The organism is Sphaerisporangium sp. NBC_01403 (assembly GCF_045040145.1).
Taxonomy (GTDB): Bacteria; Actinomycetota; Actinomycetes; order Streptosporangiales; family Streptosporangiaceae; genus Sphaerisporangium; species Sphaerisporangium viridialbum.
Map to the genome: position 1 here is coordinate 9,271,201 of NZ_CP109534.1, position 25,060 is coordinate 9,296,260.

The 25,060-nt window shown below is 67.8% G+C and carries 23 protein-coding genes and 1 pseudogene; 13 read left to right on the forward strand and 11 right to left on the reverse strand.

Annotation, left to right across the window (positions count from 1 at the left end; translation table 11 throughout):
• Nucleotides 1-194: 194 nt before the first annotated feature.
• A complete protein-coding gene (locus OG589_RS41855; protein ID WP_405144364.1) occupies nucleotides 195-1,442 on the reverse strand; it encodes an MFS transporter in 1,248 nt (415 codons plus the stop codon).
• Between the two features lie 259 nt (nucleotides 1,443-1,701).
• On the opposite strand from OG589_RS41855, the gene OG589_RS41860 reads away from it, so the two are divergent.
• A complete protein-coding gene (locus OG589_RS41860) occupies nucleotides 1,702-3,114 on the forward strand; it encodes a helix-turn-helix domain-containing protein (protein WP_405144365.1) in 1,413 nt (470 codons plus the stop codon).
• Nucleotides 3,115-3,116: 2 nt separating this feature from the next.
• Here OG589_RS41860 and OG589_RS41865 read toward each other — a convergent pair whose 3' ends face one another.
• Genes OG589_RS41865 through OG589_RS41890 form a run of 6 tightly spaced genes read right to left on the reverse strand, consistent with a single transcriptional unit; the run spans nucleotide 3,117 to nucleotide 7,746 of the window.
• Nucleotides 3,117-4,214: an ArsO family NAD(P)H-dependent flavin-containing monooxygenase gene (locus tag OG589_RS41865; RefSeq protein WP_405144366.1), complete on the reverse strand. Its 1,098-nt coding sequence runs from the start codon at nucleotides 4,212-4,214 to the stop codon at nucleotides 3,117-3,119.
• Nucleotides 4,211-4,558: a metalloregulator ArsR/SmtB family transcription factor gene (locus OG589_RS41870; RefSeq protein ID WP_405144367.1), complete on the reverse strand. Its 348-nt coding sequence runs from the start codon at nucleotides 4,556-4,558 to the stop codon at nucleotides 4,211-4,213. Before OG589_RS41870 ends, OG589_RS41865 begins: the two co-directional genes overlap by 4 nt.
• The gene (locus OG589_RS41875; protein ID WP_405144368.1) at nucleotides 4,555-5,847 is read right to left on the reverse strand and encodes an MFS transporter; all 1,293 of its coding nucleotides are present in this window, start codon (nucleotides 5,845-5,847) and stop codon (nucleotides 4,555-4,557) included. The genes OG589_RS41870 and OG589_RS41875 overlap by 4 nt, the downstream gene beginning before the upstream one ends.
• A gap of 2 nt (nucleotides 5,848-5,849) precedes the next feature.
• Nucleotides 5,850-6,122, reverse strand: a complete 273-nt coding sequence (locus OG589_RS41880) for a hypothetical protein (RefSeq protein WP_405144369.1) — start codon at nucleotides 6,120-6,122, stop codon at nucleotides 5,850-5,852.
• Nucleotides 6,123-6,162: 40 nt separating this feature from the next.
• Entirely contained in the window at nucleotides 6,163-7,566 is a 1,404-nt protein-coding gene (locus tag OG589_RS41885) for an FAD-dependent oxidoreductase (protein WP_405144370.1), read from the reverse strand.
• Nucleotides 7,567-7,605: 39 nt separating this feature from the next.
• Nucleotides 7,606-7,746 carry a hypothetical protein gene (locus tag OG589_RS41890; protein WP_405144371.1) on the reverse strand — a complete coding sequence of 47 codons (141 nt, stop codon included), beginning with the start codon at nucleotides 7,744-7,746 and terminating at the stop codon, nucleotides 7,606-7,608.
• A gap of 188 nt (nucleotides 7,747-7,934) precedes the next feature.
• Here OG589_RS41890 and OG589_RS41895 point away from each other — a divergent pair, with 188 nt between their 5' ends.
• A complete protein-coding gene (locus OG589_RS41895; protein ID WP_405144372.1) occupies nucleotides 7,935-8,270 on the forward strand; it encodes an ArsR/SmtB family transcription factor in 336 nt (111 codons plus the stop codon).
• 10 nt (nucleotides 8,271-8,280) lie between these two features.
• A complete protein-coding gene (locus OG589_RS41900) occupies nucleotides 8,281-9,504 on the forward strand; it encodes a GNAT family N-acetyltransferase (RefSeq protein WP_405144374.1) in 1,224 nt (407 codons plus the stop codon).
• 101 nt (nucleotides 9,505-9,605) lie between these two features.
• Here the strand turns inward: OG589_RS41900 and OG589_RS41905 are convergent, their stop codons facing one another.
• Nucleotides 9,606-9,947, reverse strand: coding sequence for an ArsR/SmtB family transcription factor (locus OG589_RS41905; protein ID WP_405144375.1), 342 nt, complete (start codon nucleotides 9,945-9,947; stop codon nucleotides 9,606-9,608).
• A 59-nt stretch (nucleotides 9,948-10,006) separates the two neighbouring features.
• Here OG589_RS41905 and OG589_RS41910 point away from each other — a divergent pair, with 59 nt between their 5' ends.
• From OG589_RS41910 to OG589_RS41940, 7 genes and pseudogenes are all read left to right on the forward strand, one after another.
• On the forward strand, nucleotides 10,007-11,071 hold the full coding sequence (locus tag OG589_RS41910; protein ID WP_405144377.1) for a flavin-containing monooxygenase: 1,065 nt from the start codon (nucleotides 10,007-10,009) through the stop codon (nucleotides 11,069-11,071).
• Nucleotides 11,072-11,527: 456 nt separating this feature from the next.
• The gene (locus OG589_RS41915) at nucleotides 11,528-12,355 is read left to right on the forward strand and encodes a TnsA-like heteromeric transposase endonuclease subunit (protein WP_405144379.1); all 828 of its coding nucleotides are present in this window, start codon (nucleotides 11,528-11,530) and stop codon (nucleotides 12,353-12,355) included.
• A 104-nt stretch (nucleotides 12,356-12,459) separates the two neighbouring features.
• Nucleotides 12,460-14,610 carry a transposase gene (locus OG589_RS41920; protein ID WP_405144381.1) on the forward strand — a complete coding sequence of 717 codons (2,151 nt, stop codon included), beginning with the start codon at nucleotides 12,460-12,462 and terminating at the stop codon, nucleotides 14,608-14,610.
• A complete protein-coding gene (locus OG589_RS41925) occupies nucleotides 14,607-15,872 on the forward strand; it encodes a TniB family NTP-binding protein (RefSeq protein WP_405144383.1) in 1,266 nt (421 codons plus the stop codon). Before OG589_RS41920 ends, OG589_RS41925 begins: the two co-directional genes overlap by 4 nt.
• Before the next feature lie 11 nt (nucleotides 15,873-15,883).
• Nucleotides 15,884-17,872: a TniQ family protein gene (locus OG589_RS41930; protein ID WP_405144385.1), complete on the forward strand. Its 1,989-nt coding sequence runs from the start codon at nucleotides 15,884-15,886 to the stop codon at nucleotides 17,870-17,872.
• Nucleotides 17,760-18,185: pseudogene (locus tag OG589_RS41935) on the forward strand (TniQ family protein); the annotation flags it as partial. The gene OG589_RS41930 and the pseudogene OG589_RS41935, both read left to right, overlap by 113 nt.
• Nucleotides 18,186-18,320: 135 nt before the next feature.
• Complete coding sequence (locus OG589_RS41940; RefSeq protein WP_405152261.1) at nucleotides 18,321-19,658, forward strand: hypothetical protein; 1,338 nt, start codon at nucleotides 18,321-18,323, stop codon at nucleotides 19,656-19,658.
• Nucleotides 19,659-19,874: 216 nt separating this feature from the next.
• On the opposite strand, the gene OG589_RS41945 is transcribed toward OG589_RS41940, so the two are convergent.
• Nucleotides 19,875-20,684, reverse strand: coding sequence for a PIN domain-containing protein (locus tag OG589_RS41945; RefSeq protein WP_405144386.1), 810 nt, complete (start codon nucleotides 20,682-20,684; stop codon nucleotides 19,875-19,877).
• 163 nt (nucleotides 20,685-20,847) lie between these two features.
• On the opposite strand from OG589_RS41945, the gene OG589_RS41950 reads away from it, so the two are divergent.
• A complete protein-coding gene (locus OG589_RS41950) occupies nucleotides 20,848-21,369 on the forward strand; it encodes an O-acetyl-ADP-ribose deacetylase (RefSeq protein ID WP_405144387.1) in 522 nt (173 codons plus the stop codon).
• Between the two features lie 54 nt (nucleotides 21,370-21,423).
• On the opposite strand, the gene OG589_RS41955 is transcribed toward OG589_RS41950, so the two are convergent.
• Nucleotides 21,424-22,242, reverse strand: coding sequence for a class I SAM-dependent methyltransferase (locus OG589_RS41955; RefSeq protein ID WP_405144388.1), 819 nt, complete (start codon nucleotides 22,240-22,242; stop codon nucleotides 21,424-21,426).
• 16 nt (nucleotides 22,243-22,258) lie between these two features.
• Entirely contained in the window at nucleotides 22,259-22,999 is a 741-nt protein-coding gene (locus tag OG589_RS41960) for an SDR family NAD(P)-dependent oxidoreductase (protein ID WP_405144389.1), read from the reverse strand.
• Nucleotides 23,000-23,197: 198 nt separating this feature from the next.
• On the opposite strand from OG589_RS41960, the gene mshA reads away from it, so the two are divergent.
• Complete coding sequence (gene mshA, locus OG589_RS41965; RefSeq protein WP_405144390.1) at nucleotides 23,198-24,478, forward strand: D-inositol-3-phosphate glycosyltransferase; 1,281 nt, start codon at nucleotides 23,198-23,200, stop codon at nucleotides 24,476-24,478.
• A gap of 59 nt (nucleotides 24,479-24,537) precedes the next feature.
• Nucleotides 24,538-25,035, forward strand: coding sequence for a YbjN domain-containing protein (locus OG589_RS41970; protein WP_405144392.1), 498 nt, complete (start codon nucleotides 24,538-24,540; stop codon nucleotides 25,033-25,035).
• The last annotated feature ends 25 nt before the right edge of the window (nucleotides 25,036-25,060 follow it).

The following is a 25,060-nucleotide window of genomic DNA, read 5'->3' on the forward strand; positions in this document are numbered from 1 at the left end:
GTGGGTCATCGGCGACCGCGCCGCCCGCCAACCTCCCGACCCCGGCCAGCCCATCAGCGACGTCCTCGATGAGCCCCAGCGCAGCGGCCGGGGCCCCGAGGGAACGAGCCTTCTGGCTGCAGTTAGCGATCATCGGTGACTGCCATGGGGAGCGAGTCGATTGGCCCCGCCCCGGGCGGTGCTCGCGGGGTGGGTCACCGCCGTGCGGTGATCAGCAAGCCGATGAAGGCCAGGATCATCCAGATGGTGAGGTAGGCGAATGCCGTGCTCGGGGAGATAAGGGTCCAGAGGATGCCGGCGATGCTGCTGGCAGCCAGGTTGCCCAGTGATTGGACGGTGGCGAGCAGGCCGAAGGCTGAGCCGCGCAACTCGGTGGGGGCAAGGGCTGCGACGGCGGCGTGCTGGGCGGTCTCGACCGCGCCGATGCCGATCCCGGCCAGCACGAACGGAACCGCGAGCAGGGCGATGGCCGACTCGTTCGCCGCGAACAGAGCGTAGGCCACCGCGAAGACGGCCACTCCCCCGGCCAGGACACGGACCGGACCGTGGGCGCCGAGCCGGTCGGCCAGGTGTCCCGCTGGAACCGAGGCGAGCGTGGCGGCGGCGTTGTAGGCGACGTAAAGGCCCAGCGCGATCGTGGTCGCCGTGGTGGCGCCATGCGCTGGGCTTAGGAGTTCGGTGGCGCGCAGGATGAGCAGGGTGGCGGCGACGTTGCCGACCTCGAAGGCAGCGATCGCGGCCAGCAGCTTGCCGAGGTCGCCGCGTAGCACGGGGCGGACCTTGACGCGCAGCGGCACCTTGTCGCGGCGCTCGGGCTTGGCAGTGTGATGGATGGCGTAGATGATCGCGGCGGCGGCTAGCAGGCCGGGGATGAGCGACAGGCCGATCGCTCCTTGGACGCCGACGGTCGCGACCAGGGCGATGGCCAGCAGCGGCCCGACGATGGCCCCGAGGTTGTCCATCATCCGCTCGAACCCGTAAGCGCGGCCGTAGGCGTTGGCGGGGACGATGTCGGCCAGCAGCGCGTTGCGGGCCGGAACACGCAGGCCCCGGGCGGTCCAGGCGGCCGCGCGTAGCACGCCGACCTGCCAGACCGAGGTGGCGACCGCGGTGGCCGCGCCGAGCACCGCGGTGGTGGTGTAGCCGCCGACCGCGACGTTGCGCCGCCGGTTGGGGTCGTCGGCCAGCGCTCCGCCGGCCAAGCGAGCCGCGCCTGCCAGCGCGTCTGACAGGCCCTCTACGACACCGAGAGCAGCGGCGGGTGCGCCGAGGGTGGAGGTCAGCAAGAAGGGCAGCAGCGCGGTGGGGATCTCGTGGCCGACATCGGCCAGGAAGCTGGCCGAGCCGATCCCGGCGACGCCGCGGCTCATCCACCTGCCATCAGGGGTGGCGGGCGTGGGCGTGGCGGGTTCGGCAGCCTGCTCGGGGAACTGGCTCGTCATGGGCAACAGTCTTCCGGAGAGGGGATACCTAGCTTTCCACCGCGCACCGACGCTCCGACCCACAAGACATCTGCTGGGGCCACTTGTGGAGGACACCAACCCTCCTGATTGATCAGGTGGGGCCCAGAGATCTCGTCCCCTTAGGGCGAGCATTCTCGTTCACAGCCACATTTGCTCATAAAGAGTGGCAGGGCTCTTCTATCGTCCATCACGGGAGCCACATCGACTCCCAATGTGGTCAAAGGAGACCTGCCACCCGATGCTCTACAGCCCCCGCCGCTTGGAGGCCCTTCTGGGCGCCCCGCTCCACGTGGTCACCTACCAGCAGATCGCCGACCTCGTCGGCAACGCAGACGCACGAGAAGCCGAGGACCTGGACTACAAGCAGGAGTACCCCTCCGGAGATAAGAGCGAGAAGGGCAACGACGACAGCGCCCTGGACATCGCGACGTTCGCCAACCACATCGGCGGGCTGATCGTCGTGGGGATGGCCGAGGTCAACGACATCCCCTCCGCAGCGCTCGGTGTGAGGCTCGCCGGACTGGAAGCGCGGATCCGTAAGGCCGCTGCCTCTCGGATCCATCCGATGCCGCGATTCGAGGTGCGCCCCGTTGCAAACCCGGCCAACCCCGACATGGGCTTGTTGCTGATCTCTGTTCCGCCGAGTTCGCAGGCGCCTCATGCCGTGTCCATCCCCTCCAAGAAAGAGAGCGGGTTGCGCTGGCCGCGCCGGCACGGCGCGGACAAGATATGGCTGTCGGAATCGGAGATCGCAGCGTCCTACCGGCGCAGGGTCATGGCCGCGGCCGACCAGGCCGACCGGATCTTGAAACTCGAAAACGGGGCTGTGACCACGGCGGTGCTGACAGGTGCCCGCAGCTACCCGCTTCCGCTGCTGGTGGTCTCCTTGGTGCCCGACCTGCCCGGCGATCTGATCCTGGACAGCGACAGAGTGCGGGCGATTCAGGAGGCCACCCGCCAAGAGGTCGTGATGGTCGGCGCCTTCACCCCTACCTTCGACGACGTCACCGTGGCTCACCGGCGACTGATCGCCGAGGCCGGCGCGGGCACGCCGTACGCCATCCGCGCCGAACTGCACACCGACGGAGCCGGCACCTTCGCGGTGCATCCCACGGGTATGTCCCCCTCCTCCGGCGATAACTTCAAAGTAGGAGTGCTGGACGCAGAGATCGTCGCGCGGACCGCCAGCGCGCTGCGCTATCTGGCCCGGCACGCACGGGACCGGGCCGGGGCCAACGGGTCCGCACTGCTGCGGGTCATGCTGATCTCCGACCCCCGCCTGCACCCGGTTGTCCTTCCGGCCCAGCCCACCGACAGCTGGCCGTACGAAAATCCCGACTTCGGCCGTTACCGCGTCAACCTGCACACGCCCACCAAGTTCGTTGGAGGCAACCGGCCGCTCGGTCTGCGCATCAGCCGCCTTGCCTACGGTGAATCGGCGGCATGGTTGAACGATCTGGCCGATGACGGTCAGCCGCTGGCCCGCGCCACGGCTCAACTGGCCGGTGATCTCTTCCAGACCTACGGCGTTCCGGAAAACCAGCAGATCCGCCGCGACGGAAGCATCAATGCGGATGCGTGGGGCGACCACTGGGACACGATCAAGACGTGGGTACAGGCAGCCGGTATCCCCCAGGCGGTGGAGGAGTAGCGCTACCGTTCTCGCCCGAAGGCTCGGACCTGCTGAGTGATCTCGGTGACAGCATCTCTCGCGGTACGGCTGGCGCCGATCAGGGTGGCGGAGGCGGGTCCGGTCCAGTCGCCGTAGCCGAGCAGGTGAAGGCGGGGCTCGCCGAGGGCACGGGTCCCTTCGGTGGGGATCAGACCGTCGGGTCCGCGTAGCCGTAGCGGGGCCAGGTGGCCGAGGGATGGCCGGAAGCCGGTGCACCACAGGATGACATCGCAGGCCCGGGTGGTGCCGTCGCTCCACGCGACCCCTTGGTGGGTGATGCGGGTGAACATCGGCTCGGCCTTGAGCACGCCTCGATCGCGTGCCTGACGAACCGGGGGCACGGCCACGATGTCACCCAGGTCGCCGACGCCGGACACGTTCTGCCCGGTGAGGGTGGCTCGATGGCGGCGGGTGGCCAGCTCGAACAGCGCCCTGCCGTCTACCTCATCAGGCAGCAGGCGGGGCGGTCGCAGGGTGACCCAGGTGGTTCGCGCGACCGTGGAGACCTCGGCGAGGATCTGCGCGGCCGAGTTCGCGCCGCCCACGATGAGCACGTCCTTGCCGTGAAAGGGTTCCGGGCCGTGGTAGTCGGCGGTGTGAAGCTGGCGGCCCTGGAAGTCACCGATGCCCGGGTAGTACGGGATGTAGGGGCGCCACCAGGTGCCGGTCGCGCTGATCACGACCCGGGCGTGCCAGACGCCGGTGCCGGTCTCCACGACGAGCCGTTGTTCGTTCCGCCGCACGGCGCGCACGTTGGCCGGCCGGAGGACCGGCAGGTCGTAGCGCTGTTCGTAGTCGGTCAGGTAGTTCACGGTGTCGGCCGCGCTGGGATAGCCGCCTGCGGTAGGTGAGGGCATCATGCGGCCCGGCAGCGAGCTGTACTGCGCCGGGGAGAACAGCCGAAGGGAGGGCCAGGCGTGCTGCCAGGCACCGCCGGGTCGCTCTTGGGCGTCCAGGATGACGAAGTCGGCTCTTACCCGGCGCAAGTAGTACCCGGCCGCCAGCCCGGCCTGCCCGCCGCCGACGACCAGGACGTCGACCAACCGCGGCCCAGTGGCCGCCGTCTCGGAGCCGGTCACACGCCGGCGGGCTCGGCCAGCGGGGTGAACAGCTCACCGAGCCGGGCCACGGCGCTGGGGATGATCCAGTAGTAGACCCAGGTGCCGCGCCGCTCGCAGTCGATCAGCCCGGCGGTGCGCAGCACCTTCAGGTGGTGGGAGATGGTCGGAGCGGTCAGCTCGAAGGCGTCGGTCAGATCACACACGCAGGCCTCCCCGCCCGCGTGAGAGCCGATCATCGACAGCAGGCGCAGCCGGACCGGGTCGGCGACCGCCTTGAGCAGCACCGCCAGATCGGCGGCGTCGGACTCCGACAGCGGCTGGCGAGCGATCGGTGCACAGCACTGGCCGGTGGCGATGGTCACGACGGCACCTCCTGATCCGATCCTTGTTTCGACATTGCTCTAAATGATAGGCGGTGATAGGCGAGCAGCGCGCACGCGGCGACCGCGCAGGCGGTCGCGACCGCTGTCATCACCCAGCCGTAGCCGGCGGCTTGGGCCAGGGCCACCGCGCCGAGCGGAGCGGCTGCCTTGTCGGCGACCGAGAACATCGCGATGCGACCGGACAGGGTGGCGTAGGCGGCGGTGCCGTACCGTTCGGCCAGCAGGTGCGGCAGGGTGATGGTGCCCACCCCGAACCCGATCCCGAACAGCAGGACACAGCCGATCGCACCGGGCACCGCCCGGCCCAGCAGCGGGAGCAGCAGCGCGCCGACGCCCTGCAGAGCGAACACCGCCGCCGCGACGGGTGCGGCCGACCAGCGACTGCGCAGCCCGGTGGTGACGAGGCGGCCGGTGACCGATAGCACGCCGAGCAGCCCGGCGACGGTGGCGGCGAACACCGGCGAGTGGCCAAGGTACACCAGGTAGGACACCAGCAGGACCGCGATGGTGGCCACCGCGCCGCCGTGCGCGGTGAACGCCGCCGCCAGCAGCCAGAACGGCCGCGCACGGACCGCCGCCTTGACAAGGTCGGCCCGCCCGCCGGGGTCGGCCGCCGCCAGGGAGGAGTGGTGCGGGCGGCGGCGCAGCACCAGGGCGTGCAGCGGAATCGCGGCGACGCCGTAGAGCACGGCGAGGAAGATCAAGGCCTGACGCCAGCCGTAGTGCTCGACCAGCAGGCCGGTCAGCGGCAGGAAGATGGAGGAGGCGAATCCGGCGACGATGGTGAGCGCGATCAAGGCGTTGGCGCGGCCCCGGCCGTGCACGGGGCCGTCGAACCAGCTGACGATGACGGCGAAGGCCGGCTCGTACAGCACCATCGCCGAGGCGACCCCGATTGCCACGAACACCCCGTACAGCTGCGGCAGATCCTGGACGCGGGACCAGACCAGCACCGCCAGCGTGCCGAGCACCGAACCTGCCGTCATCAGGCCACGACCGCCGCGGGCGTCCAGCCACCGGCCGACCAGCGGCGCGCACAGCGCCGTGGTCAGCACGGCCAGGGTCAGGGCGGCGGCGACCTGCGCTCCGCTCGCCTGAAGGTCGCGGGTCATCGGAGTGAGGAACACCGAGAAGGCGTAGTAGAGCACGCCATACCCGATGGTCTGGGTGACGGCCAGCGCGGCGACGATCCGCCAGCTGCGGCTGAAACGCCGTCGGCCGCCGCTCCCGTCGGTGGGAGCGGCGGGGAGTCCATTCCGGGCGGTCACGCTCACCCGGTCGCGCCTGGGCAGGCGATCAGCTCGCGGCCGCCCGCCGTCGTCCGCCACACCCCATCGGCGGCCTCGGCGATGAACCCTTGAGCCTGTAGCCGCCAGGCCAGCATGCTGGCTTGGCGGGCAACGGCAGGCCCGTAGCCGGGGTTGGTGCTGGGCCGCCGGGCGGCGAGAAGTTCGGCGGCCAACCGGCCGGCGGGCATCGGCTCGTGGGCGCAGATCAGGCGCAGGGCCTCCCGCTGCGCCGCGGTGGGGTGTCCCTCAGACATGTCGGCCTCTCTCGATGCGTACGTCCCATGCGTCCGGTGGTCAGCCGCAGCAGCTCCCGCCGCCATCGGAGGCGGAGACGCCTGCCAGCGGCAGCGGCGTGGACAGCAGGCCGCCGCTGATACCGGTGGCCAGGCCGACCCGCTGCTCCTGCGCCTCGGCCAGGTTCGAGGAACACACGCCGGTCTCCGGCAGCTCCAGATGCACCTCGCGGGCCGCCTGCCAGTCACCGGCAAGCGCCGCCACCACCGACCGGGCCTGCTCATATCCGGTGGCCATCAGGAAGGTCGGCGCACGACCGTAGCTCTTGACGCCGATCGCGTAGTAGCCGGGCTCAGGGTGGGCCAGCTCGTCGACGCCGTGCGCGGGGACGGTGCCGCAGGAGTGCGCGTTGGGGTCGATCAGCGGGGCCAGCGCCCGGGTGGAGCCGAGGATCGCGTCAAGGTCCAGGCGCAGCTCGGTGGCGATGGAGTGGTCGGGCCGGTAGCCGGTCGCGGCGACGATCCGGTCCGCCAGCACACTGTGCTCTGCGCCGGAGGGGTCGCGGCTGATCACGCGCACCTGGTCGCCATCCCGCTCCACAGCGTGGGTGAAGAACCCGGTCACCAGCTGGATGCGGCCGGAGGTGACCAGGTCGTGCAGGCGGGTGCCGAGAGCGCCGCGGGCCGGCAGTGCGTCGGCGTCGCCGCCGCCGTAGGTACGGCTGGCGTTGCCCGCACGGATCGCCCAGGTGATCGGGGTGTTCTCCAGCTGGGCCAGCGCCAGCAGGGTGGTGGCGGCCGAGTGGCCCGCGCCGACGACCAGGACGTGCCTGCCCTCGTAGGCCGCGCGGTCGGTGCCAAGCACGTCCGGCAGTGCGTGGTCGACCAGCTGTGCCGCCTCCGCTTCACCGTAGGCGGGCAGGCCGCTGGCGCCCAGGACGTTCGGGGTGGCGTAGGTGCCGGACGCATCGATGATCGCCTTGGCCCGGAGCTCCTCACCGCCTTCGAGACGGATGAGGAAGGGCACGTCGTCGCGGCCGTTGGTGCGGACCCGGTCGTAGCCGAGGCGGCTGATCGCGGTGACCTTGGCGCCCAGGCGGATCCGCTCACCGAACAGTGTTGCCAGCGGAGCGAGGTAGTCCTCGATCAGTTCCGCACCGGTGGGAAGCCATTCGGGGTCGGGGGCCGTCCAGCCCTGGCCCTCCAGCAGGCGGCGGGCAGCGGCGTCGATGTTGTAGCGCCAGGGGCTGAACACCCGCACGTGCCCCCATTGCGCGACCGACGCGCCGGCCCGCTCGCCCGCCTCCAAGATGAGGAAGTCCAGGCCGCGCTCGGCCAAGTGCGCGGCCGCGGCCAGCCCCACCGGACCGGCACCGATCACCACTATGGGCAGCGCACTGGGGTCCTGCTGTGCGGTGAAGGGTTCGATCTCAAGGGCGGCCGGGCCACAGCATCCATCACTCATGATTGCCTCTCCTGGAAGTCGTGTGTCGATCGTCAAGGGCTAGCGGGACATCAGGCTGTCGGTGCGGGCGCGGTCCACCAGGCCGTGCCTGAGGCAAGCCGCGTCGCACACCTGCGAGCGGGCCTCGTCGAACGTGACGGCGGGAAGCATCGGGCGAACACGGCGGAACAGTGCGCGCATCTCACACCTCGGTTCGAAATCTGTCTAAGCAAGTCGCTGCAGCTTGCCTTATTGATTAGATGAGTGTCAAGTTAGGTCGCCATCTAATCAGCCACCACGGGCCTGCCTGCTTCGGCGGTGACCTCTCAGGGAGGCGCACAGCCGGAGACTTCCCCAACTCATGGTTCATCGACTATCGTCGATTGTCAATGAAGCGTGATGCCGTCCCGCTCGAACGGGACTCAGCCGAGGAGTACGCGAGCTGGTTCAAGGCCCTGGCCGACGCCACTCGCATCCAGATCGTGTCGCTGCTTGCCAGGCACCGCGAACCGATGACCGTCGGGCAGATCGTCTCGGCCGTCCAGATCGGCCAGTCGACCGTGTCCCACCACCTGAAGATCTTGTCCGAGGTCCGGTTCGTGCTGGTGGAGCATCGCGGCACCTCCAGCCTGTACCGGATCAACCAGGCCTGCGTCAGCTGCTTCCCTAGCGCCGCCGACGTGGTCATGGGCAACCCCGTTCCGGTGGCACCCACCTGCGACTGAGGAGCCCGCCATGGCCCACGAAGCAATCGTCCAGAGATACTCCAGCCTGGCAAGGGCCGCGCTGTCCGGTCAGACGATCATCGACTGCCAAGCGGACGCCTTCAGCCAGGGACGCTTTGGTGCCGCCGGCTACGACCACACCAGCGAACTGCCCGACGGGGCGGTGCGGGCCAGTCTGGGGTGTGGCAACCCGGTTGCGGTCGCCGAGTTGCGTGCCGGTGAGACGGTCGTCGACCTCGGCTCGGGCGGAGGCCTCGACGTGCTGCTTTCAGCACGCAGGGTCGGCCCCTACGGCAAGGCCTACGGTGTCGACGCCAGCCCCGACATGCTGCGGCTCGCCCAGGCCAACGCCGCGCGAGCCGGTGTGACCAACGTCGAGTTCCTCCACGGAACCATCGAGGAACTCCCGCTACCGGACGCGTCCGCCGACGTGATCGTCTCCAACTGCGTGGTCAACCTGTCCAGCGACAAACCCGCGGTGTTCGCCGAGGCGTTCCGGGTTCTGAAGCCCGGCGGGCGTCTGGGGATCAGCGACGTGGTCGCTGAAGACGACGCCGATCCCGCGCAGCGCACCGCCGCCGAGCAACGCGTGGGGTGTACGGCCGGCGTCCTGGCCGTCGGCGAGTACCGCGATCTGCTGCTGGACTGCGGGTTCGTCGGCGGCGCTCTCACCCTGGCCGCCGACCACGGGGGCGGTGTGCACTCGGCCATCGTCCAGGCCACCAAACCGGCCTCCTCGCCCGGCATCACCATCCGCCCGATGCGGGCGACGGACGCCACCCAGGTGCTGGCCATCTACCAGGCCGGGCTCGACACCGGGAACGCCAGCTTCGAGACCACCGCCCCCACATGGGAGAACTTCGACCAGGGCAAGCTGCAGCGGCTCCGCTACGTCGCCGTGGACTTCGACACCGGCCACGTCGTGGGCTGGGTCGCCGCCTCACCGGTATCCAGCAGGCCCGTCTACGCCGGAGTGGTCGAGCACAGCGTCTACGTCGACCCCGCCTGCCAGGGGCGCGGCATCGGCCGCGACCTGCTCAACACCCTGGTAAGCGCCAGCGAGGCAGCCGGGATCTGGACCATCCAGACCGGCATCTTCCCCGAGAACGGCCCCAGCCTGCTCCTGCACCAGGCCTGCGGCTTCCGGGTCGTCGGCACCCGGCAGCACATCGGCCAGCACCACGGCAGATGGCGCGACGTGCTGTTCATGGAACGGCGAAGCGCACGAGTGTGAAGTCAGCGGGCAAAGCTGGGTGGGGAGCGCCCGAACGGTGACCGAACCGTACCGACCTTTGCGGCACGACCGTGTTCATGCCCACGCCTACCGGCTGAGGCTCAGCCGCACCCGGTTGCCGGCGCGCAGTCGTCCGGTGGGCAGCACGCGCGCAGGCTGATCTGCAGATCGGCCAGCGCGCGGCCGATCCGATCGGGATCGGCGCGGTAGTACACGGCCTTCCACTCGCGGCGAGAGGTCAGCACCCCACCGTCGCGAAGCGTCGCCAGATGGGTGGAGGCGGCCGACTGCGCGAGCGAGAGCCGCTCGGCCACCTCGTTGACGGTCAGCTCCACCCCACCGGTGAACAGCATCAGGATCTGCTGGCGGGTGTCGCTGGCCAGCGCCTTCAACAGCCCGCGCGCCGCATCCGTCAACTCGATCCCGTTCACGCTCATGGTCATAGCATCACCCCGCCACCATCATATTGTCATTTCAAGATTTGACGATATGATGCGACGTCATGGACACCATCATCATCGGCGGCGGCCAGTCCGGCCTGGCCGCCGCCCGCACCCTCCTGGACGCCGGCCTGGTCCCCGTGATCCTGGAAGCCGGCGACCACGCCACCGGCTCCTGGCCGCACTACTACGACAGCCTCACCCTGTTCTCGCCCGCTCGCTTCAGCTCCCTGCCCGGTATGCCGTTCCCCGGCGACCCCGACCACTACCCCCACCGCGACGAGGCCGTCGACTACCTCCAGCGCTACGCCGACGACCTGCAGGTGGAGATCCGCACCCGCACCCGGGTCACCTCCGTCGAAGTCGACGACGCCGGGGGCTTCATCGTGCACACCGCCAACGGCGACCAGCTGCCCACCGCAGGCGTCGTCGCCGCGAGCGGATCCTTCGCCAACCCCTATGTGCCCGTCCTGCCCGGCCAGGAAGGGTTCACCGGCCACCTGCTGCACGTCGCGGACTATCGCACCCCTAAGCAGTACGCGGGCCAGCGGGTCGTCGTCGTCGGCGCCGGCAACTCCGCCGTGCAGGTTGGGTACGAGCTGGCCGAGGTCGCCACGGTCACCCTCGCCACCCACCAGCCGGTGCAGTTCCTGCCCCAGCGCATCGGCGGCCAGGACATCCATCACTGGCTGACGACCACCGGGTTCGACGACCTGCCACCCGAATGGCTGGCCCAGATCGCCGATGGCACGCTGGTCATGGACACCGGCCGCTACCAGGGAGCCCTGGAGTCCGGGCTGATCAACCGGCGCCCCATGTTCACCGCCTTCGACGGCGACCGGGTCATCTGGTCCGACGGCACGTCGGAGAGTGTCGACGCGGTGATCTTCGCTACCGGATACCGGCCCCAACTGGACTACCTGGAGCCCTTGGGCGCGCTGGATGCCGGCCTGCCCAAGCACGTGGGGGGCATCTCGGTCACCACGCCGGGACTGGTCTACGTGGGGCTGGAGTTCCAGCGCTCGTTCTCCTCCAACACCCTGCGCGGGGTGAGCCGCGACGCCACCTACGTCACAGCACCGCTGGCCGCCCACGTACGCAAGGCCTTCGCCGCCTTCGGGGGATGAGATGGGCTCCCCGCTGATCACCAGCAGCACTCCTGCTGCTGGTGGCGACCATGCTGACCGTCGGCACCGGTCTGACGATCGCGGGGTTCGCCGACCTGCTACGCCGCCCGCTCGCGCTCACGGTCGCTGTGGCGTGAACGTCGTACTGGTACCGGCCATCGCGGTGCTGCTGGTGCGATGGCTGGAGCTGGACGGACCGGGCGCCTACGGGCTGATCCTGGCCGCATGGAACGCGGCCCGGCGACAAGCCTGACCAGCGAATGCATAACGGCTGTTGGAGCTCCTGCTGATTTTCAGCCGTCGAGGAACCGCTCCTACACCCTGGGATGCGTATCGCCGAGATGGATTCATGCCCGTGAATCGCGACACGCCGTCAAAACTGGTCAAATAGCACATCCAATACGAACGATCAGTCGAAGTTGTATTGATGGTGATGTGCTCCGTTCTACGGGTTGGATGACCCCGCACCCGATTCCCTCAGATTCATGTCACTTCGCTGAGCTGCTCATCCCCTTCCGCGTAGGAGCTGAGTCGGAGCGGCGGGTTCTGGATCTGGCCGACGGCTGGACTCGCCGATGGACCGCGACGTGGAAGGTCGCCGGAACCGAGGTGATCTGCTCGGTCAAGAACATGGCCTCCTTCCCCACCGGCGGGTGCGAACCGGTGCGTCCGTTCTCCTGGCGCACCACCCAGCACCACCGGCCGGGCTTGGCCACCATGGTCAGCACGGGCCGCCTGCATGGGTTCGAGAGCATCGCCGAACAGAAGCTGCTGCTAGCCCTGGACTTCACCGGGGACGTTACCGAGGTCATCTCGCAGCCGATGCGACTGCGGTTCACCACACAAGACAGGCCCGTCGAGCACACCCCCGATTTCCTCGCGGTCACCCGCAACGGGACCTGGTTGATTGACGTGCGCCCGGGAAACCTCATCGAACACGACGACCGCATCAAGTTCGCGGCCTCGGCGGAGGCGGCGCTCGCCTGCGGCTGGCAGTACGTGGTGGTCACCGGTTGGCGGCCACAGGTGCTCACCGTCCTGGATGGCATATCGGCACAGCGTCGCCCGCTCAAAGACCCGCTGGGCATCCAAGACGAACTGCTGGAGGCAGCCGCGCGAGGCCCGCAGTCTTATGGCCAGCTGGTAGCGGCAACGCCGTACCCGACCATCGGCCGTGCCCATGCGCTGCATCTGCTTTGGCACCGAAGGCTCGGCCTGGACCTGACCCGGCCGCTCAATGACCAGACGATCGTCTGGTCCTGCGGTGAGGAGGGAAACCGATGAGCCGAACAAGTGGGCCCCTGGACCTTTCTGAGGGCTCCCGACTGGTACTCGCCGGTCAGGAATGGGAGGTGGTCTCCTTTCAGCCGCATCTAGGACGAGTGCAGATGCGACGCCGCGACGGACAGGAACTGGTCACCACCGTGCGGGCGCTGATCAACCACCCCGACTGCAGCCCATCGACCAACGCCGCCGCGCTGCCCGCGATTAACCGGGGACGTCAGCCCAGCGGGCTGCAGGACCTCACCGACCGCCAGCGCGAACTCGTGGCCATGCGGTACGCGCACCTGATGGAAGCCGAGACCGGATATCGCAGCGGTGAGCGACTGCGCCGACTATCGGGCGAGCCTCGACCTGCCTACGATCCCGAAACCACCACGCTCACCCAGCGCCGGGAGGCCAAGGTCACCGAACTGCGGGCGCTGCCGGCCGAAGAGGCGCGGATGCTCGGGCTCGAGCGTGTCAGCGTTCGCTCTCTCAAGCGATGGGCCGCAAACACTCGTCGGTACGGGGTCTCCGGCTGCATCAGCGGAAACTGGCTGCGCCGCAGCGGTGGCCGGCCCACCATCACCCAGGAGATCCGTGAGGCGATCTTCGCCGTCCGGCAGGAGACGCTGCACCGGTCACGGATCAGCATGAAGGCAAAAGAAGGGCTGATCCACCAGTACGTTGAAGAGAAGTTCGGGCCTGATACCCCTGTGCCTACCTACGTGACGCTGTGGCGGGTTTGGCGGGAGTGGTTCGGGCCGGGTGGGACCCGGCAAAAGTACGCTCGCAGCGCCGCCCGGTTGGAAGGAACCGGCGGGCATGTCGTCGTGCACCGGCCTGGCCAGGTTGTCGCGCTGGATACCACCGAGATGGCGGTGATGGTCCGCGACACCCTCTTCGGTGAGCCCACCCCGGTACACCTGACGCTGGCGTTGGACATCTACACCCATTCCATCGTGGCGTTCCGCCTCACCCTGGTTTCCGACACCTCGACGGACGTGGCGATGCTGCTGCGCGACGTCATGATGCCGCTGCCTTTGCGTGACGGCTGGGGCGAGGACATGGAGTGGCCCTACCCAGGTGTCCCAGCCGCACTGGTGGCCGAATTCGCCGGTCACAAGGTTGCCGCTCTGCCGTTCTTCGCGCCCGAGACGATCACCACCGACCACGGGTCGGTGTACAAGAACCATCACCTGGTGGACGTGCAGCGCGTGATCGGCGCCAACATCCTGCCCGCCAGGGTGCTCCGGCCGACCGACAAGCATGCGGTCGAAAGGGCCTTCGGAGCCGTCCAAAGCCTGCTGTTCGAATACCTGCTCGGTTACCGGGGCGTGGATGTCGCCGACCGGGGGCAAGACCCCGAGGCCGATGCTGTGTTGACGATCGCCGAGATGGAGCACCTGATCGCCACATGGATCGTGAAGATCTGGCAGAACCGCGAGCTGGGCGAGTACGCACCGGACTGGGATCCCGGGGGGAAACACAGCCCGAACACATTGTTCGCGGCTGCGATGAGCCAAGGCGGCTTCTCGCTGAACATCCCCACTCCGGAGCTGTACTACGAACTGCTGCGTACTCACGCGGTCGCTATCCACGGCCGCCGCGGAGTGAAAATCAAAGGGCTCTGGTACGACGGGGACGCGTTGAACCCCTACCGGGACGGCCCCTCATCTAGAGGCGGGAAAAACAAAGGAAAATGGGTGGTCCGCAGCGATCCACGCGACCGGCGGTTCACCTACTTTCAGGACCCGCGTACTCACCACTGGCACACCCTGCGGTGGACCGGCCTGCCGCCTGCTGAGGAGATCCCCGCGTTCGGTGACACACGGGCTCATGAGCTACTGCGCGCCGCCAAGGCCGCCGGTCTGAAGCCAAAGTCTGACGCCGAGCTGCTGCCGCTTCTACTAGACCTCATCGGCGGGCACATCCCGGTCACTTCCTGGCCGACCCAGATGCCCAAGAGAAAGCGTAAAGACCATGCCCGCGAGGTCCTCCAAGGCCAAGCCGCCACAGCTGACCGGCCCGCAGCGGCGGCGGTATCCCCACCTGAGCCGGGTGAGGGCATGGTCGTACCGCTCCGCCAGCCGCAGGTGTGGAGGCAACGAGCGGGCGATGTGGCGTCGGCGGTCGATGACGAGCGACGGCGCCGTCGTCAGGAAGCCGTCCCCGCGCAGCCTGGCATACCGGGCTCGATGAGCTCCAGCCGCCGGCGGCGCAGCATATTCGCGTTCCCACACGATGACGACACAACCACCCAGGAGGGCGAGTGACCCTGCACGACCCGGGGCAGGAAGCCTCCCTTGTGCCGTTCCCAGCCGGGCCGGTGATCGACCGGGCGACCATCGAAGGATGGGCCAGGTGGCGCCTCACACGTCGGGATTTCAAACCTGCCCCTGTCATCAGCCTGGGCGAGTACAAGAAGATGAGCCCGCGCCAGCGGTATCTGCATGACCTGCACCGGATCGCCACCCACTCCAACCTTCCCATCCAGGAAACCCCCATGAGCGCTGCGGTCGACGACGCCATGCGCCGGCTCATCCAAAGCAATGCCGTTAAAAGGACCGAGCGGACCCGGCCAGGCCTAATGGTCAACGGTGGCGGTTTCCAGGGCAAGACCGAAACCGTTTGCGAGACCGCAGCCGAGTTCGAGGACCACTGGTTGGAGCTCAACAACTACCTGAACCCGGACGCCGTCCCCGGCACGCGCGACCTCATCGCGCCGGTGGCATACGTACAGACCCCGGTGACCGCCAAGCCCGTCAGCACCTGCCAGGCGATCCTCGACTTCTTTGGCGAGGACTACAAGAACATGAACCTGCCCACGCTTACCCGCACGGTCCGGCGCGCCCTGAAAGAACACGCAACCCGCGTGTTGATTCTGGATGACATCACCCGGCTCAAAATGCACCGAGAAGCCGACCAGGATGTCCTGGACTTCATCCGTGACCTGATGAACATCACCGTGGTCGTCCTGGTCGGAGTGGGTATCTCCAAGTCTGGGCTGCTACGCGAGGGACGTCAGGACACCCGCACCGGCGAGTGGGTGTTCCCCCCAGTGAAGGACAAGAGCAAAAGTCCCAATGACGAGGCGGTCACGCAGACCGAGCGCCGCTTCAAGCTCGTCAACCTCGACCCATTCAGCTACGACACCCCACAGAACATCGCCGCGTGGGTGAGCCACCTCGGTGGGATCGAATCGCAACTGCGGTTGTTCAACGCCCACGACCAACCGCTCACCAACGGGACCATGCCCGAATACCTGTACCGCCGCACCGGGGGAGTCGTCGGCCTGCTCGGATGTCTTATCGAAGAAGCGTGTATGGCTGCGATTGACTCAGGCCAAGAACGCCTCGACTTTGAACTGCTGGAGGACGTCGGCATTCATCCAGGCAAGATTCCCGGCCTCAACGCCGAAGCCGGAGAGGTACCCGCCGTACCAGAGCAGCCGGCCAAGTCGAAGAGCCCCAGGAAGAAACGAGGCCGCAACACCGTCTTTGACGACCGCGGCGGCGCGTCCGCAGCCACGAGCTGACGGAGACGACGATGGCGATCTCGATACTGCCACGCAGCCTGGAACCGCTCCCGGACGAATCCCTGCCCGGCTACCTACTGCGGCTGGCGCACAGGCTGGAACGAACCCCCAGCAGGATCGCGCTGTTGACCGGGCTCACCGCCCCGACCAGGGGTGGTGACGGTCACGTACCAGCCAGCGCCATGCTGCACCTGGACCCGGGCACAGCCGCCAAGTTCGCCAGGGCGGCCAGGCTCACCTCAGTGGAGGTCGCTGACCTGTGCATAGACCGCTACCGCCACCGATATCCCCCACTGGACTTCGCCAGCGCCGACCTCCGCCGCAGGGCCGGCGACCTGGCACGCAAGTCACTGTGGATCTCCACAGCATCAACCCGCTACTGCCCGCAGTGCCTTGCCGATGACGGCACGCCCCTCCAGCGCGCCCACGGTGGAGGGTGGAAACAGGCGTGGCGGTTTCCGCTCGTGATCGCCTGCCCCCTTCACCGCCGGATCCTGCTGCATGTCTGCCCTCAGTGCGAGCAACCAGCCCATAGCACGGTCCTGCGCGCCCTACTGCCCCGCATGGGCGATGTCGGTCTCCACCCCGCTCAGTGCCGTAACACCGTGCGACCCGCAGGCCGGTGGGCACTTCAGCCCCCTGCTTGCGGCGCTCGGCTCGACACCCAGCTTGAGCCGGACCGAGGGATCGACGATGTCACCCTCGTACAGATCCTCGACCAGCAACAACGAATGCTCGACGCGCTCTTGCCCGGCGGGGCGGTGCCTACGGCCCATGCCCGTGATCTGCTCGGTGACCTGATCACGCTGACCACGCTTATCAAAATGTCCTGGCCGACCATAGGCGACGGCCTGGTTCCCGCGCGCCTTCACACCTACGTCAACGAGCACGTCGAAAAGGCGCGTACGGCCGTCCACGAGCGGCGTCTCAACCAGACCCGCAACGAACTGTTCCAGCCACTGCGGCAACCGCCCAGTGACCCGATCACTTGCGCTGGCTTCCTACTTGCCGCCGACCAACTCATAGGCCAAGCCCCGCGCGGTCTCCGCGAGGCCATCGCCCCGATGCTCGACCGCCTCAGTTCCCGTGAACCCCGCGCCCTATACCTGATGCAGAGCCGCGCCGCCTGTTCGCCTCGTCTGCGGGCCGCGCTCACCACCCAGCGTGGCGGATTCCACGCTGTGACCCGGACCCGTGCCCGTCCCGCAGCCTCAGGCCATCACCGATTCGAGGCCCGTCACGTCCCCCAGTTCCTCCCACAGCACCTATCTGACCGGTACCTGGCGGGGGTGGAGGGGATCAGCCACAAGCTGCTACGCCGCGCGGCCTCCTTCAAACTGATCGAACTGGCTGGCGGAGGCACCTGGATAGATGCTGCCGAGACCTTCCAAATCCCGATCACCACAGCACGCTCCACCCTCGCGCACGTACGCCGCTGGAGCACACAAAACCTCGCCACCTTTGCTGACGCGATCGACTCCATCGCTGAAGAACTCGACTCCAGCGTGGGCAGCGGAGCGATCGACTACCAGGCGCGCCGCCGCATACTCCGGGACTGGTCGATCCCGGCAGAGGACTGGCAGAGGCTGCTGACTGAACTCACCGTCACCATCAAGCTTGGCAGGCCGACCGAGCTTGGTGACCGAAAACGCCGGGTCGCCTCGGTTCTGGTATGGACGCAAATCACGCAAGGCGAACATCTATTCGCCCCGCTCGTGATGGCCGAAAAGTACGAGCACGGCGGCAGTGGCCTACGTAGCGCCGTCAACACGACTCTGCGTCGTAGCGCACCAAGAAACGCCGATCTAAGAATCGCCCTCACTGCCTACGCCGAACGGCTTATCCAGCATATCGATGAGCTCGGCTCCCCAATCCTGGTGGCTTCAGATGCAATTACGTGTTTTACCTCGCACTCTCGACCCGCTGCCGGACGAGTCGCTTCCCGGTTACGTTCTAAGACTTGCCCACAGGCTCGAACGCTCACCGGCCCGCATCGCTGAACTCTCAGGCCTGGCCACGAATAGTAAACGAACGGCGTCCTTACACATTCCTGCTCACAGGATGATGAGCCTGGATGTGCGCACCGCAGAAATATTCGCTTCAACAACCCGGCTGAGCAAGCCTGAAGTGACCGGACTTAGTCTTGCTCGCTACGCCACCCGATATCCGCCATTCAACTCCGTGAACGGCTCGTACCAGCAGGCGATGGACATCACCGTCCAAAACCCTTGGATTCTCATCAGGAACAGCCGTTATTGTCCGCACTGCCTCGCTGGCGACGGTAGCGCCATTCAGCAGCAACACGGCGGAGCGTGGCGACAGCAATGGCGGTTCGCAATCGTTTTCGCCTGCCCACTTCACCGGTGTCTGCTACGGCATCTATGCCCGTCCTGTGGGGCCCCCGCCTTCCAGGGAAACCCTCGTACAGGAGGGAAGCTGATCCCCCAGATGAGCCAAGATCTGCTACACCCCGCCAAGTGCCGCCATCAGCTCCACGCCGGCAACGGAACAGGAGGCAAAAGGTTCGCAGCACTCTGCGAAGCCCGCCTCGACCTCGTCGAAATTGCCCCTGATGTTGGCCTGTCCCCGCTACCCCAATTAGCCCTTGACCCACTTCTACAGGTTCAACAGCGGATCAGCACCGCACTCGATCTCAACCAGAATTCCGAGCACCAGCGGGAAAAGTACGACTATCTAAAGGACATGATCTTCATCACGTCAGTACTGCAACAATCCTGGCCCGAGCCGAGGCATCTACTCCAAGACAGCCTTCTCGCCGAACTCATCGATGATCACGTTGAGCGATCCCGCCAGGAACTGGAAGATGCTCGTCGCAACAACGGCCGACTGCACCGCACCATCACCATGTCCCTACGGGGACTCCCATCAGACACCGCGGTCACGGCAGGACTGATGTACCTCGCTGACCAGATCACCGAGGTCGAGGATGCAGACCTGAGCCAGATTATGAACGCGCTGACACAAAGCGCGTTTAGGCAGCAGCCTCGCCGATACCGGGCACTGCGTGACAGCGTTTCCTTATCGGCCAGGATGGGGAGGGCACTGATGCCCCAGTTCCATGGATTCGGAGCGGGGGGCGCCAAAACCCCGCCCGCGATGAGAGTCGCAGCCGGTCACACCTTCGGCGTTCAGCACGTGCCGCAACTGCTACCGAAGGAGCAACGAGACCGTTTCATGGCCGACCTCATCGGAGTGAGGGGGATTCATCTACGTAGAGCCGCTGCCTTTAAGCTGATCGAGCGGGCGGCTGGCATTACCTGGATTCAAGCAGCAGAACTGCTGGATACTCCCCGCTCAGTCGCTGGCAATGCTCTGCAGGTAATGCGTACCTGGGCCCGAGACCCCGCAAACTTGCAACGGTTCCAGGCCGCCGTCGAGGAGATCGCCACCGAGATCGACCATGCCCCTGTCCGCGTTGATTACGCCGAACGGCGGCGAGTACTGAGAGATTGGGTCCTCAGCGATAGCGACTGGACGGCTATCGTCGCCGAAGCCCGACAGGACACGTCACCTGTGGAGCCCGACTGGGGACCGGTAAAACAGATGGCTGCAACCATCTTCATATGGACTCACGCCACCCAAGGCGATTACCGGCTTGCACCACAGCTTCGTAGAATCCGGGAGAACGGCGGTCCCACTAGGCGCGTATTCGGCTACCTCCGCCATCTCGTCGTACCCCGACTACCGACTCATCATGTGGCTCTACGCCACCATCTCAGGCACTATGCCGACTTACTCGTCAGTCGTGTCGACAGGCAGGGGTGACCAGGTGGTCGCCCCCGCAGCCGGAAGTGTCCGCCTCAGCGCAATCCGCCAGTAGATCTTGCCGCGATCTACAAGTCTCCAAGTTCGGTTAAAAACGCTTCGGTAGGTGTCTCAACGGACCTGGCGTTTCCCACAATCGCCGATTGGCCGGCGCCGGGCCCAGTCATATCCTCGCCCGTGCCCAAGCTGAACGGTCCGCTCTAACTCCTTGGCGAGTTACTTGCCGAGCAGCTTGACCGCTTCGAGGCCGGCGAGACGCGCTCGGGTGGACTGGCCTGTGTCGTAGGTGACAACCCTTACGCGACGGTCGGCCAAGCCCTCCAGGGCGAGCGCTTGGTCCACGATCTCATCGTCAGATCGGGGAAGCCGGATGTGGCTGGGCGGGTCGGGGAGCAATTCCACGGTTATGACGCCACGCTTGATCCCTGGGTCCAGCACAGACGGGCCTGCCTCGCGGATCCTGCCAATGTCGCCGGGGTCGGACAGCACCTGGTCGAGGACCTTGAGCGTTTTGCGGGCGTTGACCTTCGCGTCGCCGTTGCCACGGTCTTTCAGACGGTCGAGCTCATCGATGACGACCATAGGAATGACGATGTGGAGTGGCTCCTCGCCAATGCCCAGATCGGCGGCGAGGTCGGCTTCGTCTAGCCGCTGGGGGTGATGACAGTAAACGCTCGTATCGACGACAACGAACACGCCCAGGTCGGCCCAGCGTGTGGCAAGGAAGTCCAACGCTTTATAGGCGTCCTGCATCGCAGTGGCCTGCCGTTCGAGCTCGAGCTTGACGAGGTCGCGCACGGGCGCGGCGGATGCGACGGGAACTGAGTACAGCGCCCAGTGGCGGGGGGTCAGGATGAGCCGATCAATGTCCGCACCACTGATCAGGGTTTGGAGTTTACGGACGGTGTCGTTCGCCCACTCGAAGTAGGCGTTGTAGAGATCGACGCTCGGCTGGTGGCTGAGGTACAGGTTGTGGGCGGCCTGGTAGGCATCGTGGAGCGCGTCACGGATCGGCCGGCGGCTCATCCCAGGCAGAGGGCGTATAAGCATGCCTTCAACCCTTCCAGCTCCCTGTCGATCAAGCAGCCGAATCACCGCGACGGTGAGGGAACGTAGCGTTGCCTCGGGTTGCACATGACGGGCCAAACTCGATGCAAAGGGGCCAACTATCGTGAAAGGTCACAGCTCTATGGACATAACGCTGGTGCAGGGTGACATCACCGAGCAGCGGGTGGACGCGCTCGTGAACGCGGCGAACTCCTCCCTGATGGGCGGCGGCGGGGTGGACGGCGCGATCCACCGGCGCGGCGGCCCCGAGATCCTCGAGGAGTGCCGGGCCCTGAGGGCGTCCCAGTATGAGAAGGGTCTCCCCACCGGGCAGGCCGTCGCGACCACGGCGGGACGGCTGCCGGCGCGGTGGGTGATCCACACCGTCGGCCCCGTGTACGCCAAGTCGCAGGACCGCTCCCACCTGCTCGCCTCGTGCTACGCCGAGTCCCTGAAGGTCGCCGACTCGCTCGGGGCCGAGGTCGTCGCCTTTCCCGCGGTGTCGGCGGGCATCTACGGGTGGCCGATGGACGACGCCGCCCGCATCGCCCTCACCACGGTGAGCCAGGCGTCCACCAAGGTGACCGAGGCCCGTTTCGTGCTGTTCGGCGCGGACGCGTACGCGGCCTTCGAGGACGCGCTGGCCCGCCTGAACCGCGACTGAGCCCGAAGCCTCAGGCGGGCGCCCGTCCGCCTGAACCGCGGCTCACCCCGGAGCTCAGGAGGACGGGCGCTCGTCCGGGGCCAGGGAAGACCAGGGGAGGGTGACCTCGCCGAGGCGCCAGCGGCGCCTGCCGCCGAGCGGGGGAGCGGTGGCGACCGGCCAGGCGCCGGCCAGCCGCTCCACCGCGGCCATCCAGCGGGGCCGCACGCCGTAGGCGCCGTACGGCGCGGACAGGGCCCACGCGTGGTCGAAGTCCCGCAGGAAGTCGTGGACGCGCTCGCCCGGCACGTTGCGGTGGATCAGCGCCTTCGGCAGCCGCTCGGCGAGGTCCGAGGGACGCTCGAATCCGGCGAGCCGGGCCGAGAGGGTGAGGGTGCGCGGCCCTCTCGCGTCCAAGGTCACCCACGCGGCCCGGTGGCCGATCTCCGAGCAGGTGCCCTCGACGATCACCCCGTTGTCCGCCACGCGAGATCTCAGCAGGTCCCACGCCTCCCACGCCTGCGCCTCGCCGTACTGCCTGAGCACGTTGAACGCGCGGACGATCAGCGGCCGCCTGCCCACGGGCAGCTCGAAGCCGCCGCGCACGAAGGACAGGCCTGGCCGCTCGTACGGCTTCGCCGCCGCGACGCGGATCGGGTCGATCTCCACGCCGACCACCTCCACATCGGGCCGGACCCTGCGCAGCCGTACGAAGAGCTCTGAGGTCGTGACGTGCGAGGCCCCGTACCCGAGGTCGGCCACCAGGGGCCTGTCGGCGGAGACCAGCAGCGGGCCGTACACCGCGGCCGTCCACCGGTCGGAGCGGCGCAGGCGGTTGTGCCCCGTGGTCCCCCGGGTGATCTCGCCGACCGGCCTGCCCCCACCCGCCCTCACCGTCGGATCCTCATGGTCAGGAGATCCGGTGGACCTTGTGCTGCGCGGCCTGGGCGCGCGGGCGGATGACGAGCCGGTCGACGTTCACGTGCGCGGGGCGGGTGACGCACCAGGCGATCGCGTCGGCGACGTCGTCGGCCGTCAGCGGGTTCGGGACGCCCTCGTACACCTTCTCGGCGCGCTCGGCGTCGCCGCGGAAGCGGGTGAGCGAGAACTCCTCGGTGTAGACCATGCCGGGAGCCACCTCGACGATGCGCACCGGCTCCCCGCACAGCTCAAGGCGCAGGGTCTCGGTCATGGAGGTCTGGGCGTGCTTGGCCGCGCAGTAGCCCCCGCCGCCCTCGTAGGAGACCAGCCCGGCCACCGACGTCAGCATGAGCAGGACGCCGTCCCCCGACTCGATCAGCTTGGGCAGCAGCGCCCGCGTCATCCGCAGCGAGCCGAGCACGTTGACCTCGTACATGCGCTGCCAGTCGTCGACCAGGCCCTCGGCGACCGGCTCGAGGCCGACGGCCCCGCCCGCGTTGTTGACCAGCACGTCGCACCGGTCGAGCGAGGCGGCCAGCTCGGCCACCGACTCGTCGGAGGTCACGTCGAGCGTGACGGGCCGGATCGCGGGGACCTCGGCCGCCAGGTTGTCGAGCCGGTCACGGCGCCTGGCCGCCGCCACGACGTCGAAGCCCTCCGCCGCGAGCCGTCGCGCCGTGGCCTCGCCGATGCCGCTGCTCGCGCCCGTCACCACAGCTGTCTTGCTCATGTCTCGTCCTTACGGTCGCCTCTGGTGCCTCGGTGCCTCGGTGCCCTGGCGCCCCTGGTCACGCCGGTGGGTCGCCCGGTGGTCATCCTCCCAGCGTGGCTGGGTAGGGGTTGCGCCGGGCCACGCAACCCTTATCCGGGAATCTCAGGAAGTATCCGACAGTTATAACCCGTCTGGAGGTGGTGTCAGGTGCCGCGAGTGCCTGTCGCACGCCGGATCAACCGGGTGGCGACTATCAGCATGCACACATCCCCGCTGGACCAGCCGGGTACCGGCGACGCGGGCGGCATGAACGTCTACATCGTCGAGGTGGCCAAGCGCCTCGCCGGGCTCGGCGTCGAAGTGGAGATCTTCACCAGGCAGACGGCCCGCGACCTCCCTCCGACCGTCGAGATCGAGCCGGGCGTCACCGTGCGGCACGTCACCGCCGGGCCGTACGAGGAACTCGACAAGGGTGACCTCCCGGGGCAGCTCTGCGCGTTCCTGTCCGGCGTGCTGCGCACCGAGGCGATGTACGAGGCCGGGCACTACGACGTGATCCACTCGCACTACTGGCTGTCCGGCCAGGTCGGCTGGCTCGCCAAGGAACGCTGGGGCGTGCCGCTCGTGCACACCATGCACACCATGGCCAAGGTCAAGAACCTCCTGCTCGCCGACGGCGACAAGCCGGAGCCGGTGGCGCGCGTGCTGGGCGAGGAGCAGGTCGTCGGAATGTCCGACCGGCTCGTGGCCAACACCGCCGCCGAGGCGCGGGAGCTGATCGACCTCTACCACGCCCCCTCCGAGCGTGTGGCGGTGGTGAACCCGGGGGTTAACCTCCAGGTGTTCCAGCCGGCCTCCAAGGGCGGGGCCCGGCACAGGCTCGACCTGCCGCAGGACGCCCACATCATGCTCTTCGTCGGCCGCATCCAGCCGCTCAAGGCCCCCGACGTCCTGCTCAGGGCGGCGGCGCGCATGGTCGCCGACGATCCCTCGCTGCGGTCCAGGCTGGTCGTCGCCTGCGTGGGAGGGCCCAGCGGCAACGGGCTCGCCCGTCCCTCCTACCTCACCGACCTGGCGACCGCCCTCGGCATCCCCGAGATCCTGCGGCTCGCGCCACCCGCTCCCCAGAACGAGCTCGCCGACTGGTACCGCGCGGCCGACGTCACGGTCGTCCCGTCCTACAACGAGTCCTTCGGCCTTGTGGCACTGGAGTCGCAGGCGTGCGGCACCCCCGTCGCGGCGGCCTCGGTGGGCGGGCTGCGCACGGCCGTGAAGGACGGCGTCTCGGGGCTTCTCGTCGACGGGCACGAGCCGCACGTATGGGCCAAGGCGCTCCGCGAGTTCGTCGACCGCCCGCTCTGGCGGGACTCGATGGCCGCCGGGGCGCGGGACCACGCCGCGGGCTTCGGCTGGTCGGCCACGGCCGCTCGCCTCATGGAGGTCTACGCCGGAGCCATGACCCGGCTCCACCGCGTGCCGATGGCCGCCAACCTGTAGTGCCGGGTTCCTGATACACAGGGGTTTAGCCGGACAGGAATGCGGGAGTGTGCACTGGTATGGATCACGAGGCAGTTGTCGAGTCCGCGCTCAAGGCGGCGGAGATCACCTACGAGCGACCGCGCCCGGGCTCCTTCCTGGTCAAGCTGCCCGGCCAGCACAAACTGGCCACCATGACCTGGCTCACCATCTCCGACCAGGCGCTGCACGTCGAGGCGTTCTTCTGCCGGCAGCCCGACGAGAACCACGTGGCGTTCTACCGCTGGCTGCTGTCCAAGAACGGCTCGATGTACGGCGTCCACTTCGCCCTGGACTCCGTCGGAGACGTCCACCTCGTCGGCCACCTGCCGCTGGCCGCGCTCTCCGACGAGGAGATCGACCGCCTGCTCGGCTGCGTGCTGACCTACGCGGACGAGTGGTTCGACCGGGCCCTGGAGCTGGGATTCTCCACGTCCATCCGCCGCGAGTGGGACTGGCGGGTCAAGCGGGGAGAGTCGCTGGCCAACCTCCGCGCGTTCGAGGGCATCGTGGAACGCAGCAGGCCGAAGGCCGAGTGACCGCGCCGGGCGCACCCTTAAGCTT

Excerpts from the sequence above, each read along its gene's own strand:
- OG589_RS41855 (WP_405144364.1), bottom strand. The coding sequence starts at position 1,442 with ATGACGAGCCAGTTCCCCGAGCAGGCTGCCGAACCCGCCACGCCCACG.
- OG589_RS41860 (WP_405144365.1), top strand. The coding sequence starts at position 1,702 with ATGCTCTACAGCCCCCGCCGCTTGGAGGCCCTTCTGGGCGCCCCGCTC.
- OG589_RS41880 (WP_405144369.1), bottom strand. The coding sequence starts at position 6,122 with ATGTCTGAGGGACACCCCACCGCGGCGCAGCGGGAGGCCCTGCGCCTG.
- OG589_RS41885 (WP_405144370.1), bottom strand. The coding sequence starts at position 7,566 with ATGAGTGATGGATGCTGTGGCCCGGCCGCCCTTGAGATCGAACCCTTC.
- OG589_RS41890 (WP_405144371.1), bottom strand. The coding sequence starts at position 7,746 with ATGCGCGCACTGTTCCGCCGTGTTCGCCCGATGCTTCCCGCCGTCACG.
- OG589_RS41895 (WP_405144372.1), top strand. The coding sequence starts at position 7,935 with ATGAAGCGTGATGCCGTCCCGCTCGAACGGGACTCAGCCGAGGAGTAC.
- OG589_RS41900 (WP_405144374.1), top strand. The coding sequence starts at position 8,281 with ATGGCCCACGAAGCAATCGTCCAGAGATACTCCAGCCTGGCAAGGGCC.
- OG589_RS41905 (WP_405144375.1), bottom strand. The coding sequence starts at position 9,947 with ATGACCATGAGCGTGAACGGGATCGAGTTGACGGATGCGGCGCGCGGG.
- OG589_RS41910 (WP_405144377.1), top strand. The coding sequence starts at position 10,007 with ATGGACACCATCATCATCGGCGGCGGCCAGTCCGGCCTGGCCGCCGCC.
- OG589_RS41915 (WP_405144379.1), top strand. The coding sequence starts at position 11,528 with ATGACCCCGCACCCGATTCCCTCAGATTCATGTCACTTCGCTGAGCTG.
- OG589_RS41920 (WP_405144381.1), top strand. The coding sequence starts at position 12,460 with ATGCGACGCCGCGACGGACAGGAACTGGTCACCACCGTGCGGGCGCTG.
- OG589_RS41930 (WP_405144385.1), top strand. The coding sequence starts at position 15,884 with ATGGCGATCTCGATACTGCCACGCAGCCTGGAACCGCTCCCGGACGAA.
- OG589_RS41940 (WP_405152261.1), top strand. The coding sequence starts at position 18,321 with ATGAGCCAAGATCTGCTACACCCCGCCAAGTGCCGCCATCAGCTCCAC.
- OG589_RS41945 (WP_405144386.1), bottom strand. The coding sequence starts at position 20,684 with ATGAGCCGCCGGCCGATCCGTGACGCGCTCCACGATGCCTACCAGGCC.
- OG589_RS41950 (WP_405144387.1), top strand. The coding sequence starts at position 20,848 with ATGGACATAACGCTGGTGCAGGGTGACATCACCGAGCAGCGGGTGGAC.
- OG589_RS41960 (WP_405144389.1), bottom strand. The coding sequence starts at position 22,999 with ATGAGCAAGACAGCTGTGGTGACGGGCGCGAGCAGCGGCATCGGCGAG.
- OG589_RS41970 (WP_405144392.1), top strand. The coding sequence starts at position 24,538 with ATGGATCACGAGGCAGTTGTCGAGTCCGCGCTCAAGGCGGCGGAGATC.